Here is a 16,562-nt window from a genome sequence, read left to right on the forward strand (position 1 = left end):
AGTAGGTCATCGTCAAGATTCTTTTCGCAAAACCCCTATCTGCGCGAGCAGGTAGGGGTTTTGTCTTTCTGCCGTTTGTAGCCGCAGATCCGCTGTCTCCAGGCAAAGATGTTTTGTCCGTCTTGTACCTCTCCAAACGCGCTCAAGGGTGCGACAATTAATCCTGTTCGCGCACGTGACTTTGCCCTGCCTAACCTGCGTCAAGACTTAGGTTCGGGGCACCCTCGCGCCCGAATAGAGCGATGCCAGCGTGCCGTGCTGCGCATTTATGGACTTTCACCGTCCTATCACTTGAGGTAGAGAGCAAGATGGCTAAGGCCGCCGATGTCGTTGTGCAATGCCTGGAAAACGAAGGTGTCGAGTATGTGTTCGGCATCCCTGGTGAGGAAAACCTCGACCTGCTGGAATCCCTGCGCAAGTCGAAGATCAAGCTGGTCCTGACCCGCCACGAACAATCTGCGGGCTTCATGGCCGCCACCTATGGCCGCCTGACCGGCAAGACCGGCGTCAGCCTGTCGACCCTCGGCCCTGGCGCGACCAACCTGGTCACCGCCAGTGCATACGCCTACCTCGGCGGTATGCCGATGATGATGATCACCGGCCAAAAGCCGATCAAGAAGTCCAAACAGGGCCGCTTCCAGATCATCGATGTGTGCGGCATGATGGCCCCCATCACCAAGTACACCCATCAGTTCGCCTCGGCCGACAACATTCCTTCGCGCATGCGTGAAGCGTTCCGCCTGGCTGAAGAAGAAAAACCAGGCGCCGTGCACCTGGAACTGCCGGAAGACATCGCTGCCGAGCAGACCGATGCCATGCCGATCCCGCGTAGCCTGCACCGCCGCCCGCTGGCCGAGCACGTGGCCATCGAAGCCGCCATCGAAAAACTGCGCACCGCTCGCAGCCCGATCCTGGTGATCGGTGCCGGCGCCAACCGCAAGATGACCGCCAAGGTCCTCAAGCAGCTGATCGACAAGACCGGCATTCCGTTTGTCACCACCCAGTTGGGCAAGGGTGTGGTCGACGAGCGTAGCCCGCGCTTCCTGGGCAACGCCGCGCTGTCGTCCGGTGACTTCGTCCACCGCGCAATCGAAGCGGCCGACCTGATCATCAACATTGGCCACGATGTGATCGAAAAGCCGCCGTTCTTCATGGTCCGTGGCGGCACCGAAGTCATCCACATCAGCTTCCGCTCCGCCGAAGTCGATGCCGTGTACTTCCCACAGGTTGAAGTGATCGGCGACATCGCCAACGCGGTCTGGCAGATCGCTGAAGGCCTGGGCGACACCTCGCACTGGGACTTCACCCGCCTCATGGCCATCCGTGAAGCCAACGAAGCGCAAATCGCCGAAGGTGCCGACGACGACCGCTTCCCGGTCTACCCGCAGCGCCTGGTCGCCGACATCCGTCGTGTGCTGCCGTCTGAAGGCATCGTTGCCCTCGACAACGGCATCTACAAGATCTGGTTCGCCCGTAACTACAAGGCCCACAAGCCGAACACCGTGCTGCTCGACAACGCCCTGGCGACCATGGGCGCCGGCCTGCCGTCGGCGATGGCAGCGCACCTGGTGTACCCGGACCGCCCGGTAATCTCGGTATGTGGCGACGGCGGCTTCATGATGAACAGCCAAGAGCTGGAAACCGCAGTCCGTCTGGGCATGCACGTCACCGTGGTGATCTTGCGTGATGACGGCTACGGCATGATCCGCTGGAAGCAGGCCAACATGGGCTTCACCGATTTCGGCCTGGACTACGGCAACCCGGACTTCGTCAAATACGCCGAAGCCTACGGTGCCAATGGCCACCGCGTGGAAAGCGCCGAAGGCTTGCTGCCGCTGCTCGAGCATTGCATCAAGACCCCTGGCGTACACGTGATCGACTGCCCGGTCGATTACAGCGAGAACGACCGCATCCTCAACAGCGAGCTGCGTGAGCGCGCGCTGGCGGTATAAGGCTTAACGGCCTATTCGCGGGGCAAGCCCGCTCCCACAAGTACTGCACAGTTCCTGAGGGCTGTGCTTACCTTGGGAGTAGGCACGCCCCCGCGAATGCTTTGCGCCAGATACCAAGTGGTATTAGATAAACACCGCGCCTGTCACTCTACGATTCTCCATTCTCGCGTTCCCCAACCCTTGGCGAACACGAGAACATGACGATCGGATCGACTCACAACCACCCCGCATACTTGGCCGTTGAGCCGTCATCCCCAGCCCAGCCATGGGCTGCACGTTACCCCAATCCACCCGATCTCTGTTTTGATTACCGCCGGTTGCTCGAGCAAGCGGGAGGTATAGCCCGTGCTACTCAGCCGCATCACCGAATATGCATTATCGGTGCTGGTCTAACGGGTTTGACCGCCGCACGGGAGTTGTTGCGTTGCGGTTTTACCCATATCACCCTGATCGAGCAATCGAAGCGTGTGGGCGGGCGTCATTTGACTGTGGTGAACACGCTTGGGGATCACAAGCACCCCACCACCCCATTACCCGCATTATCAAGTGCGGTAATCAGGGCGTCGGCAATCAATATGTAGGACCCTTCCCTCAATAATTCTTCCTTTTCCCTACGATCTTGTGGGAGCGTCCTGACTGTCGCTCCCAGGCTCAACCCCGCTTTACTGGCGCCCTTCCACAACAAATATAAAAGGAAGCCGCCATGTCTGAACACTGCACCCCTGTCAGCCCCGTGCGCATCGCAGTCATCCAGTATGACCCTCAAGTGGGGGTCGAGCACGGTGATAGCAATGTGAGCAGGGGCCTGGCATTGGCCCGGCGCGCCGTGCGCGAAGGTGCCAACCTGATTGTGCTGCCAGAGCTTGCCAACTCCGGTTATACGTTCCACTCGCGGGCAGAAGCCTATGCCCATGCGCAGACCCTGCGCGACGGGCGCAGTGTCCAAGCCTGGGCGGACTTTGCGCGGGATCATCACATCTATCTGGCGGCGGGGTTCGCCGAACGGGATGGGATGAAGCTGTATGACAGCGCCGTACTTTTCGGCCCCGAGGGAATGCTTGGGCACTACCGCAAAGCGCACTTATGGAACCAGGAGAAGCTGTGGTTCACGCCCGGTAACCTCGGCTTCCCGGTGTTCGAAACCCCCATTGGGCGTATCGGCCTGCTCATCTGTTGGGATATCTGGTTCCCCGAAGTCCCCCGCCTGATGGCTGCACAAGGCGCCGACATCCTCTGCAGCCTCAACAACTGGGTGTGGACGCCGCCGCCGCTGTTCGATGAGGCCGGGCGCTGCATGGCTTCTTACCTGACCATGACCGCAGCGCACGTCAACAACGTCTATATCGCCGCTGCCAACCGAATTGGCAGCGAGCGTGGCGGTCGTTTTCTGGGCTGTTCGCTGATTGCCGGCACCAACGGCTGGCCGATCGGAGAAGTGGCAAGCGCGGAAGAGGAAAGCATCCTCTATGCCGATGTGGACCTCAGTGCGGCTCGGTCTGCGCCGATCTGGAACAGCCTCAATGATCTGCCGCGAGATCGGCGTACCGATCTTTATGACCACACCCTCGGTTATCGCCTGCATGCCCCGATGCCGCGCTGAGGAGGCAGAACATGAATGAGATAAGCATTCCGAACAGGCAAAGGCCACCGCTGGTGATATTGGCCTGCCTGACCGTATTGCTGATAGTTAGCTTGGTTTTCGGCCAATGGCCGGACTACGCACAGCTCACCGCCACACTAGATCAACCCCTGAGCCGTTTGCGCTGGATAGTCGGCGACATCAGCGAAGTCGCTTTCTACAAGCACGAGTTGCCGGCTTTGGGCCTGCTGCTGGGGGCCTGTCTGGCGCATTGGGCCGGTCTTCGTGGCTACCGCTGGCAAGGCTTTGCCATTTGTTATGGCTCTGGGCTGTGGCCGTGGGTGTTCACCAGTTCGCTGCTCGGCCTGTTGCTCAGCCACGTCTTGTGGGGGTGGACGCTGGCTGGGGGAGGGTGGCAACCGACCTTCGTCGCTTTCGTGTCGCTGCCGGCTGCCATGGTATTGCTGTTTGGCGGAGGCTGGCAGGTGACGATTACCGGGGCGCTACTCGGTGCGCTGCTGGTAACGCCTACCAGCCTGCTCCTGGTCAATTACCTGTGCATTCCTTTGCAGTTGCCGGTGGTCATCGGCAACGTTGGCGGCATGGCCGTGGCGAGCGTAGTGGCTTTCCTGCTGTGCAAGCTTTTCCCGTCATGGGTGCACCAAGGCAAAAGGCCCGCGGGGTTGCAGCCCGTCACCCGTCAACCTGATTACGGTGTGGTCTGGACCTTTCGACGTGTGTTGGCTGACTTCAGCGAAGCGCCATTTTTCGGCAATGAGCTGGCCAGCCTCGGGTTGTTGCTAGGCCTGCTATTGGCCTACGTGATTGCCCCTGCTGCACCGGCCTACGGTTCGCAACTGGTCGTGCAGATGGTGGCAGGCCAGGCGCTGGCGTCATTGGTGGGGGTGCTGGTGTGGCGTCGTCAATGGCAGGCCCGCGGCTGGTACCCCACTTACATTCCCATTGTATCGATCGTTCCGGCTGCCGTGCTGATTCACGGTGGTGACTGGCAGGTTGTGGTAGCCAGCGCGGTGCTGGGTGCGCTGGTAGCGCCGCCATTGGCGGTGGCCATCAGTGGCCGGTTGCCAAGCTATATGCATGGCTACATCGGCAATGTCTTGTCCATGGCCTTCAGTACATTGGCGATCGTGCCGCTGGTGGGGCTGATAGGGGGGGCGGCATGACTGAGTCTCCACAGTTGCCCCGGCTGTCGATCGCCAGCCTGGGCGGCACCGTCAGCATGCAGGTCGATACGGTTGACGGTGGTGTAACGCCAACGCTCGATTGTGAGAAGCAACTGTCCTTGCTGCCAGCGCTCAGGCAAATGGCGCACCTCGAAGTGGCGACGCTGGGCATGCTGCCCAGCGCCTCGCTTGGGTTTGTGACGCTGCTTGAAGTGCTGGCGTGGGCGCGTGGTCAGATAGCGCGCGGCGCGCGGGCCGTGATGCTCACTCAAGGGACCGATACGCTGGAGGAGACGGCTTACTTCTTCGACCTGCTCTGGCCATTCGATGCTCCCTTGGTGCTGACCGGTGCCATGCGTTCGGCCAGCCAACCGGGCTGTGACGGGCCGGCCAATCTACTGGCGGCCGCGCAAGTGGCGTTAGCCCAGGCCAGTCAGGGGCGTGGCGTGCTGGTTGTGATCAATGACCAGATCCACAGCGCCGCGAAGGTTCGCAAGGTCGCCAGCCTGGCGATGTCCGCTTTTGAGTCACCAGGCAGTGGCCCCGTGGGCGAAGTGGTCGAAGATGTTGCGCGCTATCACCTCCAGCCTTCACCACGGGAGGTACTGCCACTGCCGCATCGTCTCGATCATCGCGTTGCCCTGTTGGAGGCCTGCCTGGATGCGGACACTGCCTTGTTGCAGGCCTTGCCGGCGCTGGGTTACGAGGGGCTGGTGATTGCGGGGTTTGGTGCCGGGCACGTCTCGGGCGCCTGGTCCGAGATGCTGGGCCAGCTCACGCCCGGCTTGCCAGTGATCATGGCTACCCGCACAGGCAGGGGGCCTACGGCGCTGGCGACCTATGGGTTTGTCGGCGGCGAGATCGACCTGCAGAAAAAAGGGCTGCACATGGCTGGGCAACTTTGCCCGCGCAAGTGCCGAGTCCTGCTCTGGCTGCTGATCGGGTCAGGCAGGCAGGCCCTGCTGCCCACGTGGTTGCCACGCTAGCGAAACTGCCCGCAGCCTCGTCGCTGCGGGCAGCCTTCTGGTGCGTGCTGTGCTAGGGTGCGTGCACTTTTGCTTTTCAGGACAACCCCCATGCTCCCCGCGCTCAGCGAAAAAGAACTCGACCGCCTCGAAGACCTGCTGATCACCTACGGCAACGATTATTCGGTACTCAACCTGGCCGAGCTCAATGGTTTTTTTACCGCCCTGGCCAGTTCCCCAATCACCGTCCACCCCGAACAATGGTTGCCAGCCGTGGCGGGTGGCAAAGTGCCGAAATTCAAGAAGCCCGCGCATGAAGAGGCGTACACGGCGTTGATGTTGCGTTACGCCAGCCAAGTGGCGGGCGAACTGGGTGACAACATCGATCAGTTCGAACCACTGTTCGAGGAAAATGAAACCGACGATGGCGCTGTGATCATCATGGAAGAGTGGTGCTTCGGCTATATGCGCGGTACCCAGGTCGCCAGCTGGGACGCGTTGCCGCCTGAGCAGGATCAACTGCTCAAGGCCATTTCCCTGCATGGGCTGGAGGACAACTTCGAGTTGCTCGATCAAATGCGTGAAGAGGACATTCAAGCCTGTGTGCCTCAGGTGATCGAGGCAGCACGCCAGTTGTTCAAGTTCCATAATCAGCGGCACTGAGCCGAAGATGCAGCCTAATCACTCCACTGTAAAAGCGGCCTAGCGCCGCTTCTACAAGCATTATTCCGGCACGCGAAATTATGGTTTCCCCCCAGCACTGATTCTGCTGCCAGCCGAATCGGTCCAACATGGCCTCCACCAGCCCATTCCGGCGCTGATCAGGAGCCAAGCCCATGTCGACCGCGATCAAACTCTACAACTTCCCCAAGTCTGGCCACGCGCACCGTATCGAGCTGATGCTCTCGTTGCTGAAGCTGCCCACCGAGCTGGTTTTCGTCGACCTGGCCAAAGGTGAGCACAAGCAGCCCGCGTTCCTTGCCCTCAACCCGTTCGGGCAGGTGCCGGTCATCGACGACAACGGCACCGTCATCGCCGACTCCAACGCCATCCTGGTGTACCTGGCCAAGAAATACGACAACGGCACCTGGTTGCCCGAGGAGCCCGAAGCCGCAGCGCGCGTGCAGCGCTGGCTGTCGGTCGCCGCAGGCCCATTGGCCTTTGGCCCGGCTGCCGCTCGCCTGGTGACCGTGTTCGGCGCCGCGTTCAACACCGATGAAGTCATCGGCCGTGCCCACACCCTGCTCAAGGTGATCGACGCCGAACTGGCCAAGGCCCCCTTCCTGACAGGCAGTGAGCCCACCATCGCCGACGTTGCCAACTACTCCTACATCGCCCACGCACCAGAGGGCAATGTCTCGCTGGAGCCGTACGCCAACGTGCGCAGCTGGCTGGCACGGATCGAGGCGCTGCCAGGTTTCGTGCCGATGCCGCGCACCGCCACGGGCCTGCAAGCCGGCGATTGAGCCCAACCCCCCCTTCGAGGAATGCCACCATGCACCAGCTTCCAGGCCATCGCGCGTCACCTTGGCACAGCGGTGAGAAGATCCTGCAGGAAAAGGTCGGTGTGTCGGAGCGCATGGAGGTGTTCGGGCAGAAGGTCATTCGCGACTTCATGCCAGACCAGCATCGCGCGTTCTATCAGCAGTTGCCGTTCATGGTGGCGGGCAGTGTGGATGCCCACGGCAGGCCGTGGGCGACCTTCCTGGAAGGCCCGCAAGGCTTCGTCAGCTCGCCCGACCCACGCCAGTTGCTGATCAACGTGGACCTGAAAGCGGATGACCCCGCCACACCAGGGCTGGCGAGCGGGCAGGCAATCGGGCTGCTGGGCATCGAGTTGCATACGCGCCGGCGCAACCGAATCAACGGCCTGATCGGCCAGGCACGTAACGGGCAACTGGAAGTGACGGTGGAGCAGTCGTTCGGCAACTGCCCTCAGTACATCCAGCTGCGCGAGTACACGCGTAGCGATGAGCCGGCAAAAGGGCGCGTCGATGCCACTGCACTGGATGCCCGCGCGGTTGCCATGATCGAAGCGGCCGATACCTTTTTTGTCGCAAGCTACGTCGAGCAAGACGATGGCCCGCGTTCGGTCGATGTGTCCCACCGCGGCGGTCGGCCTGGGTTCGTAAAGGTCGAGGGCAACCGCCTGACCATTCCCGACTACGCCGGTAATTTGCACTTCAATACGCTGGGCAACCTGTTAGTGAACCCGGTGGCAGGGTTGCTGTTCATCGACTTCGCCACCGGCAATGTACTGCAGCTTTGCGGGCATGCCGAAGTGGTACTGGAGAGCCCTGCCATCAACGCGTTCGAGGGCGCCGAGCGGCTGTGGACGCTGGACGTCGAGCACGTGGTATGGCGCCCGGCAGCTGTGTCGCTGCGCTGGGCCTTTAAAGAATACGCGCCGACCAGCCTGATGACCGGCACCTGGGCCGAGGCCGGCGAACGCCTGCAACAGCGTGAGCGTCAGCGTCAATGGCAGGCGTGGCGGGTGGTGCGCCTGGAGCAGGAGAGCCGTGATATTCGCTCGTTCTACCTGGCGGCAGATGCACCCGTGCAGTTTGCGCCAGGGCAGCATATTCCTGTGCGTATCGCGCTGGGCAGCGATGCCCCGCTGATTCGTACCTACAGCGTTTCCAGCGCCCCGTCGGACGGTTACCTGCGCATCAGCGTCAAGGCCCAGGGTCCGGCATCGCGCTATCTGCATGAGCGCATTGCGGTGGGGGACCTGCTCGATGTGCGCCTGCCCATGGGCAGTTTTACCCTGGATGAGCAAAGCGCACGGCCGATTGTACTGATTGGCGCGGGCGTGGGTATCACGCCATTGATCGCCATGCTGCGAGCACAATTGGCCAGGCGTCAGGCGCGGCCTATTCACCTTTTTCACGGTGCGCGAAGCCTGGCTGACTTGCCCTTCCAGCAAGAACTGGCGGCGCTGCGCCAGCAAGCGGGCGAATGGTTGCGTGTGCACCGTTGCCTGAGCCAGCCTGAGGCCGAGGCGGTCAGGGGGCGCGACTACGAGCATGCTGGCCGGCTGGGCATTGAGCAGGTGAAAGCCCAGCTGGCGCTGGATGACTACGATTTCTATGTGTGTGGCCCAGCGAGTTTTACCCAGGACCTGTACGAAGGGCTGCGTGCCGTGCATGTACCCGACGCACGCATCCATGCCGAAGCCTTTGGCCCATCGACGCTCAGGCGGCACACCGACGACGACCAGCCGGTACTGCAGCAGCCCCCGGCTGCCAGCGAAGCGGTGCCGGTGTACTTCGCCAGCTCGGCCAAGGAGGCACGCTGGGCACCGGGTAGCGGCACTTTGCTGGAGCTTGCCGAGGCGCGTGGGTTGTCGCCGGATTTCAGCTGTCGGGGTGGTTCATGCGGCACCTGCAAGACCAAGGTGGTGAGTGGGCAGGTGCATTACCCGAACCCGCCTGCCGAGATGCCGGAAAGCGGTACGGCGCTGATCTGCTGTGCCGTGCCGGCTAAAGTGGAGGAGGGCGCGCAGGCCTTGGTGCTGGAACTGTAGTGCTGACTGTTGTGGCCTGCGCACAGGGCAGCGAAAAAACCGCAGATAATCGATAATCCACACCCCCCGACATCCCAGGAGCCGGCATGGATCAGATTCACCTGATGAAGGTGTTCGTAGCAGTCGGCGAGCTGGAAAGCTTCGCCGCTGCCGCCCGCCGGTTGGACATCTCGCCCGCCGCGGTAACCCGTGCTGTCAGTGCCCTGGAAGACCAGTTGGGGGTCAAACTGCTGCTGCGCACCACCCGCAGCGTACGCCTGACCGAAGCGGGTGGCCGCTACTTGGAGGACACCCGGCATATTCTCGCCAGCATCCACGAGGCCAATGAAGCCGCAGCCGGCATCAACGCCACGCCCAAGGGTGACTTGGCCGTTACCGCGCCGATCCTGTTCGGCAAGAAGTTCGTCATGCCGTGCATCGTTCGTTACCTGCAGCAATACCCCGAGGTCGACGTGTCTGCGTACTTCCTCGACCGGGTGGTGAACATGGTCGAGGAGGGCATGGACGTGGCTGTGCGCATCGGCCCGCTGCCAGACTCCGGCCTGAAGGCGCTGCGGGTGGGCAGGGTGCGGCGCATGCTCTGCGCCTCGCCGGACTACCTGGCGCGCCACGGCGTGCCGCAACACCCATCGGACTTGCCAGGCCATGCGGTGATCGGCACCACCAACTTGTCGCCCCGGGCCGGTTGGCGCTTCGGCGTGACGGATGAGCCGACCCTGGTCCGCATGAAACCGCGACTGACGGTGACCAGCAATGATGGGGCGATTGCCGCAGCCAGTGGCGGGCTGGGGATCGCACGGTTGCTGTCATACCAAGTGGCAGGCGAGATAGCGAACGGGCAGTTGCAGGTCATTCTGGCCGAGTATGAAGAAGCCCCCTGGCCGATTCATGTGCTGCATCGGGAGAGCAAGTACGGGTCCGCCAAAGTCAGGACCTTCATCGACATGCTAGCCCATGCGCTTCGAGCCCAAGGGCTGGATTGAGGTCGTACAACCCCCAGCAATAGCACCCCTGAAGATACACATCCGTTAACAATTTATGTTGTACGACGACCTACGACATGGCAATCTTGCGCCTGAAACAAATTGTCTCAATTAGCGCTGCCAGCGTTGAGGCACTCACCCGCACCTCTAAAAATAAGATTCAGGTGAACCATGAAGATGAAAGGCATCCGTTGGTGGATGGTCAGCCTCGTCACGGCTGGGCTCGTCGTCAACTACCTCGCCCGCAATACCCTCTCGGTGGCTGCCCCCACCTTGATGACCGACCTCTCCATCACGACCGAGCAATACGCCAAGATCGTCGCCGCCTGGCAGGTGTGCTACGCCCTTATGCAGCCGATCGCCGGCTGGTTTATCGACTTCATCGGGACCAAGCTCGGTTTTGCCGTGTTCGCCATGGCCTGGTCGGTGGCGTGTGCTGGCGCAGCTTTGGCCACGGGCTGGCAAAGCATGGCCTTCATGCGCGGCCTGCTGGGCATGACCGAAGCAGCCGGCTTGCCTGCCGGGGTCAAGGCCACCACTGAGTGGTTCCCGGCCAAAGAGCGGTCGGTGGCGATCGGCTGGTTCAACATCGGCTCCTCGCTGGGTGCCTTGCTGGCGCCGCCTCTGGTGGTGTGGGCGATCCTGCACAGCGGCTGGCAACTGGCCTTTGTGATGGTCGGGGTGTCCGGCATCGTCTGGACGGTTTTGTGGATGCTGTTCTACAAACACCCTCGCGATCAGAAGCGCTTGAGCAGCGAAGAGCGTGACTACATCCTGTCTGGCCAGGAAGCGCACTTCAAGGAAGAGAAGCGCGAGAAGGGCGCCTGGAAACGTATCTTCAAGACCCGAAACTTCTACGCCATTGCCTCCGCGCGGATCCTCTCGGAGCCGGCCTGGCAGACCTTTAACGCCTGGATCCCGTTGTACCTGATGACCGAGCGGCACATGAACATCAAGGAAGTGGCGATGTTCGCCTGGCTGCCGTTTCTCGCGGCCGACATCGGCTGTGTGCTCGGTGGTTACCTGAGCCCGCTGTTCCACCGTCACTTGAAGGTTTCGCTGTTCACCTCGCGCAAGATGGTGCTGGTGTTCGGTGCCAGCTGCATGATCGGCCCAGCGTGCATTGGCTTGGTTGAAAGCCCGTATACCGCGATTTTGCTGCTGTGCATTGGTGGCTTTGCGCACCAGACGCTGTCGGGGGCGCTGTATTCGATCACGTCGGACTCGTTCAGCAAGGACCAGGTGGCCACCGCGACAGGTATGGGCGGGATGTGCGGCTACCTGGGCGCGGCGGTGTTTACCCTGGTGTTCGGCATCCTGGTGACGCAGATCGGCTACAGCCCGCTGTTCGTGGTGCTGGCAGCGTTCGATATCATTGCGGCGGTGCTGGTGTGGAAGGTTGCGCGTGAGGTACGGGGTGAGCCGGTCGCGCGTCAGGGCGTGGCCACCGGCGAAGTGCTGGTTTAAAGCTTGAGATCGCGGGGCTGCTCTGCAGCCCATCGCCGGAAAGCCAGCTCCCACCCGAACTGTGTAGCCTCCAAGGCTAGCGCCGCACCTGTGGGAGCTGGCTTGCCGGCAATGGGTCGCAAAGCGACCCCTATAGAGGCAACCCCCTTACAGTGCCCGATACTGCATCTTGAACCCCAAGCTCATCGCCTCACCCTGCTGCAACAACCGCAACCCTGGCCGCCCTGGCAGGTGATGCGCGTTGATCGGGTGGCTGACCGGCTCGAAGCAGAAGAACGCCTTGCCCGGTGGGCAGAACAACAGAAAATGCTCACACCCACTGGCCGTGCACTCCAGGGCATAGCCTGCGCTGGGCTGTGCGATCACGCAGCTGCCAGGCCAACCACCGAACGCATGATCGACCACCCTGGTCGGCAACCCGCCCGGGGTGTCGAAGCACCAGTCATCAGGCAGCTCAGCCGGGTACGACGGCAGCCGCCCCTCTTCTGCCAGCCACACATGCTGCGCCATAGCGCTTAGCTGGGTGTCCGGATAGCGCGGGAAATAAGGATGCAGCCCCAGCCCATACCAGGTGGCCGTTTCATCCAGGTGGGTCACATGCAAGTCGAGGTTCAGGCACCCGTCGAGCAGGTGCACATCCAGCGTCGCCCGGTAGGCAAAGGGCAACTGGCTGTCGAGCGTTAGCCGGGCACGGCGTTCACTGTGGTGGTCCACCTGCCAGGCCTGCTGCCAGGCGGTGCCATGAATCGGGTAGGGGTCGTGTGCGGTGTTAGGCGCCAACGCCAGCCAACCCTCGGGGCGCTCGAACCCCCCTTGGGCAATCCGGTTGGACCAAGGCGCCAGTGGGTAGCACGCCAGTTGCCGCGGCGTGCCGCTGGCCAGCGCGTCTTGGTCCGAGTGGCGCAGCAGCGCCTGCCCGGTCGCTTTCACTTCCCAGTTGATCAGGCTGGCGCCCAGGTCCGGCGCCATGCTCAGGCGGGTCAGGTGGTCTTGCAGGTGCAGTTCGGTAACAGCCATCAGCGGCTCCTTTCAGAATGTTTGCTCAGCTCGCTCGGCGATAGGTCAGCAGCACGATGCCGCACACCACCACGGCACCGCCGATCAGTTGCAAGGTACTCAGGCGCTGATCCAGCAACGCCCAGCCCAGCAGCAAGGTGGCGATCGGTTCGATGTTCATCACTGGCGCGTTCTGCGCCATGTTCAGCCGGGGCACACAGACAAACAGCAGGGTGAAGGCCACGCCATACAGCACCACCAGGCTGGCCAATGCCGCCCAGCCGCTGCTGCTGGCAGGCAGCGACAGCCCGGAAGGCATCACGCCGCTTGCGCCTGCCACCAGCATGCTGGAGAAGACGATCAGCAAGGTCAGCAGGCTGCGTACCGGGCCGCGCACGGCGGCCAGTTTGTGATCGGTGATCCACAGCGCGCAGGCGAAGGCGCACGCGGCGCAGAAGGCCAGGCTGACGCCCTGGGCCCAGTGCGGGTTGGCGTCGGCGCTGTCGGCCAGCCGTGCCGGTACATCCAGCGCCAGCACCAGCCCGCAGAGGATCAGGCCCATGAACAGTACGGTGCGGCCAGTCGGGCGCGCGCCGCCCAACGCCCACGTGAGCAGCGCCAGCAACATCGGGAAGGTATTGCCCACCAGCAGCGCCAGTGCCACCGGGATGCGCGCCACCGCCGAATACAGGCACAGGCTCTGCGTGGCGATCAGCAGGCCAAGCAGTAATTGCCAGCGCCGTGTGCCGGTCGGCAGGCCCACTGCCTGGCGTTGCCACAGCAGCAGGCAGGCCAAGACCAGAAAGGTGATGCCGGAGCGGCAGAGAATCGCCAGCAGCACGCCGGTGCCGTCATCGAAGGCGATGCGTGCGGCAACGTGGTTGGCGGCGAACGAGCAGGCCAGCAGCGCCAGTAGCGCCAGCGCCAGCTTGCGAGGAAAGAGGGGAGTGGCAGAGGAGGGAACAGCCATGTGCAGGATCCATTTGCAAAAGAGGATGGGGCCGCAAGCGGCCCCATTTGGCTTTACAGCACCACGCTGGGCAGCCAGAGCGAGATGGCAGGGATGTAGGTCACGGCCATCAATACCAGGAACAACGCCAGGTAGAAGGGCAACAGCGCCTTCACCGTCGACTCGATGCTCACCTTGCCGACGGCCGAACCGACGAACAGCACCGCGCCCACCGGCGGTGTGATCAGGCCGATACCCAGGTTCACCAACATGATCATGCCGAATTGCACCGGGTCTACGCCGATGCCCGTGATCACCGGCAGCAGGATCGGGGTCAGGATCAGGATCAACGGCGCCATGTCCATCACCGTGCCCAGCAGCAACAGCATGAAGTTGATGCACATGAGGATCACGTAGCGGTTATCCGACAGGGTCAGGAACGCCGTGGTGATCTTCGAGGGGATCTGCATCAGCGTCATCACGTAGCCGAAGCTTGCGGCAAAACCGATCAGGATCATCACGATCGAGATGGTGCGTACCGTGCGGTGCATCAGCTTGGGCAGGTCACGCCACTTGTAGTCGCGGTAGATGAACATGGTCACGAAGAACGACCAGACCACGGCCACGGCGGCCGACTCGGTCGCGGTGAATACGCCCGACAGGATACCGCCGAGGATGATGACCATCGCCATCAGCCCCCACAGCGCTTCGCCAGCGATTTTCAGCGCTTGGCGCAGCGGGATCACTTCGCCTTTGGGGTAGTTGCGCTTTTTCGCAAAGATCAGGCACAGGCCCATCATCACCGCGCTCAGCAACAGACCAGGCATCACCCCGGCCATGAACAGCGAGGCGATCGACACCGTGCCCCCCGCGGCCAGCGAGTACAGCACCGAGTTGTGGCTGGGCGGGGTCAGCAGCGCCTGCACCGAACCACTGACGGTCACGGCGGTGGAGAATTCACGCGGGTAGCCTTTGCGCTCCATCTCTGGGATCAGCACCGAGCCCACCGACGCGGTGTCGGCCACCGACGAGCCGGAAATCGCGCCAAAGAAGGTCGAGGCCATGATGTTGACCAGCGACAACCCGCCCCGCACGAAGCCCACCAGTACCCCGGCGAACGCCACCAGCCGCCGGGACATGCCGCCCTCGGCCATGATCGCGCCAGCCAGTACGAAAAACGGAATCGCCAGCAACGAAAACTTGTTAACCCCACTGGCCACTTGGATCATCATCGCCTGCAGCGGGATATCGATCCACCAGGCGCCGATCAGCGCAGATAGGCCTAGGGCGTAAGCCACCGGCATGCCGATCAGGATCAGCGCGATGAAACTGCCCAACAGAATGAACGCATCCATTTACGCAGCTCCTTCGCTTTCTTCAGCCAGGTCGAAACGCACCACCTTGCGGTTGCTTTGGTCGCCCAGCAGGAGTTTTTCCACGACAAAAATCAGCGTCAGCACGCCCCCCACCGGGATCGGCGCGTAAGTCATGCCCACGCGTATGCCTGGCAGCGAGGCCAGCGACTGGTTCCAGGTGGTGATGCATAGCTTGGTGCCGTAATAGGTCATGAACACGCACACCACGATCATCAGCAGTTGCACCAGCAGTGAAACCAACTGGCGCTGCAGGGTGGGCAGGCGGTCGGTGATCATCGCCACCGCCATGTGCGCGCCGGCCCGGTAGCTGGCGGCGGCGCCGACGAAAGTGAACACCACCATCAGCAGGATCGCGACCGGCTCAGGCCAGCTGGAACCGGTGCCCAGCACGTAGCGGGCGAAGATGCCCCACGGAATGATCAGCGTCATGGCCAGGATCGACAGGCCCGAAATCCAGATGCAGCCGCGGTACAGCGTGTCGTTCACGCTCAGGAAAAGCGATTTCATAGGCATCACCAAAGCGACAGCGCGGCGGCCGCCGCACTGTCGAGGTCGTCTTGGAAGGGGCCGGTATTACTGGACGGCGTCGATACGCTTCATCAGGTCGGCGTACGGTGCACCGTACTTCTCGCGGACCGATGCGGTGGCGTCGAAGAACGGCTTCTTGTCGACGGTGATGAACTCGACACCGGCCGCCTTGAGCTTCTCTTCGCTGGCCGCAGACTTGGCGTCCCACAGCGCACGCTCTTCCATCTGCGCTTCACGCGCGACTTTCTTCACCAGTGCCTGCTGGTCTGCGGTGAGCTTGTTCCAGGTGGTCTTGGACATCACCACCGGCTCCGGCAGGATCAGGTGGCCAGTGAGGGTGTAGTACTTGGCGCTCTGGAAGTGGTTGTGCTCGAGCAGCGTCGGCGGGTTGTTCTCGGCGCCGTCGATCACGCCGGTCTGCAGGGCGCTGAAGATTTCGCCGGTGTCCATGGCAATGCCGTTGCCGCCCATGGCGTTCATCATGTCGATGAACAGTGGGTTGCCCTGCACACGGATCTTCATGCCCTTGAGGTCTTCAAGGCTGCGCACCGGTTTTTTCGTGTAGATGCTGCGCGAGCCGCCATCCATCCAGGCCAGGGCCACCAGGTTGAATTCGGAGTTGGTGATCTTGTCGAGGATTTCCTGGCCGATGTCACCGTCGATGATCTTGCGCATGTGTTCATGGTCACGGAACACGAACGGCATGTTGAACACGTTCACGTCCGGCACCACCGGCCCGACGATCCCCAGGCTGACGCGGGTCATCTGCACGGCACCGATCTGTGCCTGCTCGATCACTTCCTTCTCGGAGCCAAGCACCCCACCGGGGAACATCTTGAAGGTGATCTCGCCATTGCTGGCGGCTTCGAGCTTTTTGCCCATGTTCTGTTCGGCGACCACGGTCGGGTAGCCGGCCGGGTGAATCTCGGCGAACTTGATGTCCAGCGCGGAGGCCGGCATCGACAGGCTGAAGGCGAAGGGGAGTACGGCAAGGAGCAGCTTGCGTTTGAAGGTCATGGTGAAACTCCGTGGTTTTTATTATCCGGTTTCGTGTGTG

Annotated in this window: 14 protein-coding genes and 1 pseudogene; 10 read left to right on the forward strand and 5 right to left on the reverse strand. The window is 62.2% G+C overall.

The genetic code is table 11. The annotated features are described in order from the left end of the window. Positions 1-308 precede the first annotated feature (308 nt). From MFF34_RS18785 to MFF34_RS18830, 10 genes and pseudogenes are all read left to right on the forward strand, one after another. Complete coding sequence (locus MFF34_RS18785) at positions 309-1,952, forward strand: acetolactate synthase large subunit (RefSeq protein WP_099455110.1); 1,644 nt, start codon at positions 309-311, stop codon at positions 1,950-1,952. A 197-nt stretch (positions 1,953-2,149) separates the two neighbouring features. Next, positions 2,150-2,482: pseudogene (locus MFF34_RS18790) on the forward strand (FAD-dependent oxidoreductase); the annotation flags it as partial. A 173-nt stretch (positions 2,483-2,655) separates the two neighbouring features. Continuing rightward, entirely contained in the window at positions 2,656-3,552 is an 897-nt protein-coding gene (locus MFF34_RS18795) for a nitrilase family protein (RefSeq protein WP_238215788.1), read from the forward strand. Positions 3,553-3,563: 11 nt separating this feature from the next. Then, entirely contained in the window at positions 3,564-4,715 is a 1,152-nt protein-coding gene (locus tag MFF34_RS18800; RefSeq protein WP_238215790.1) for a hypothetical protein, read from the forward strand. Further along, complete coding sequence (locus tag MFF34_RS18805; protein ID WP_238215792.1) at positions 4,712-5,701, forward strand: asparaginase; 990 nt, start codon at positions 4,712-4,714, stop codon at positions 5,699-5,701. The genes MFF34_RS18800 and MFF34_RS18805 overlap by 4 nt, the downstream gene beginning before the upstream one ends. Before the next feature lie 90 nt (positions 5,702-5,791). After that, the gene (locus MFF34_RS18810; RefSeq protein WP_238215794.1) at positions 5,792-6,343 is read left to right on the forward strand and encodes a UPF0149 family protein; all 552 of its coding nucleotides are present in this window, start codon (positions 5,792-5,794) and stop codon (positions 6,341-6,343) included. A gap of 173 nt (positions 6,344-6,516) precedes the next feature. Then, a complete protein-coding gene (locus MFF34_RS18815) occupies positions 6,517-7,146 on the forward strand; it encodes a glutathione S-transferase family protein (RefSeq protein WP_099430232.1) in 630 nt (209 codons plus the stop codon). Between the two features lie 29 nt (positions 7,147-7,175). Continuing rightward, positions 7,176-9,206 carry a pyridoxamine 5'-phosphate oxidase family protein gene (locus MFF34_RS18820; protein WP_238215795.1) on the forward strand — a complete coding sequence of 677 codons (2,031 nt, stop codon included), beginning with the start codon at positions 7,176-7,178 and terminating at the stop codon, positions 9,204-9,206. Positions 9,207-9,292: 86 nt separating this feature from the next. Beyond that, positions 9,293-10,189 carry a LysR family transcriptional regulator gene (locus MFF34_RS18825; protein ID WP_238215797.1) on the forward strand — a complete coding sequence of 299 codons (897 nt, stop codon included), beginning with the start codon at positions 9,293-9,295 and terminating at the stop codon, positions 10,187-10,189. Positions 10,190-10,360: 171 nt separating this feature from the next. Beyond that, positions 10,361-11,656, forward strand: coding sequence for an MFS transporter (locus MFF34_RS18830; RefSeq protein WP_238215799.1), 1,296 nt, complete (start codon positions 10,361-10,363; stop codon positions 11,654-11,656). 147 nt (positions 11,657-11,803) lie between these two features. Here the strand turns inward: MFF34_RS18830 and MFF34_RS18835 are convergent, their stop codons facing one another. From MFF34_RS18835 to MFF34_RS18855, 5 genes are all read right to left on the reverse strand, one after another. Further along, entirely contained in the window at positions 11,804-12,673 is an 870-nt protein-coding gene (locus MFF34_RS18835; protein WP_238215801.1) for an aldose 1-epimerase, read from the reverse strand. 25 nt (positions 12,674-12,698) lie between these two features. Beyond that, the gene (locus tag MFF34_RS18840) at positions 12,699-13,622 is read right to left on the reverse strand and encodes an EamA family transporter (protein ID WP_238215803.1); all 924 of its coding nucleotides are present in this window, start codon (positions 13,620-13,622) and stop codon (positions 12,699-12,701) included. Positions 13,623-13,675: 53 nt separating this feature from the next. Beyond that, positions 13,676-14,956, reverse strand: coding sequence for a TRAP transporter large permease (locus MFF34_RS18845; RefSeq protein ID WP_238215805.1), 1,281 nt, complete (start codon positions 14,954-14,956; stop codon positions 13,676-13,678). Then, entirely contained in the window at positions 14,957-15,484 is a 528-nt protein-coding gene (locus tag MFF34_RS18850; protein WP_238215806.1) for a TRAP transporter small permease, read from the reverse strand. A gap of 66 nt (positions 15,485-15,550) precedes the next feature. Continuing rightward, positions 15,551-16,522 (reverse strand): TRAP transporter substrate-binding protein, encoded by a 972-nt coding sequence (locus MFF34_RS18855; RefSeq protein ID WP_085272382.1) that lies wholly within the window; start codon positions 16,520-16,522, stop codon positions 15,551-15,553. Between the last annotated feature and the right edge of the window lie 40 nt (positions 16,523-16,562).

Origin of the sequence: Pseudomonas sp. PAGU 2196 (assembly GCF_022179005.1) — a bacterium.
Taxonomy (GTDB): domain Bacteria; phylum Pseudomonadota; class Gammaproteobacteria; order Pseudomonadales; family Pseudomonadaceae; genus Aquipseudomonas; species Aquipseudomonas kermanshahensis.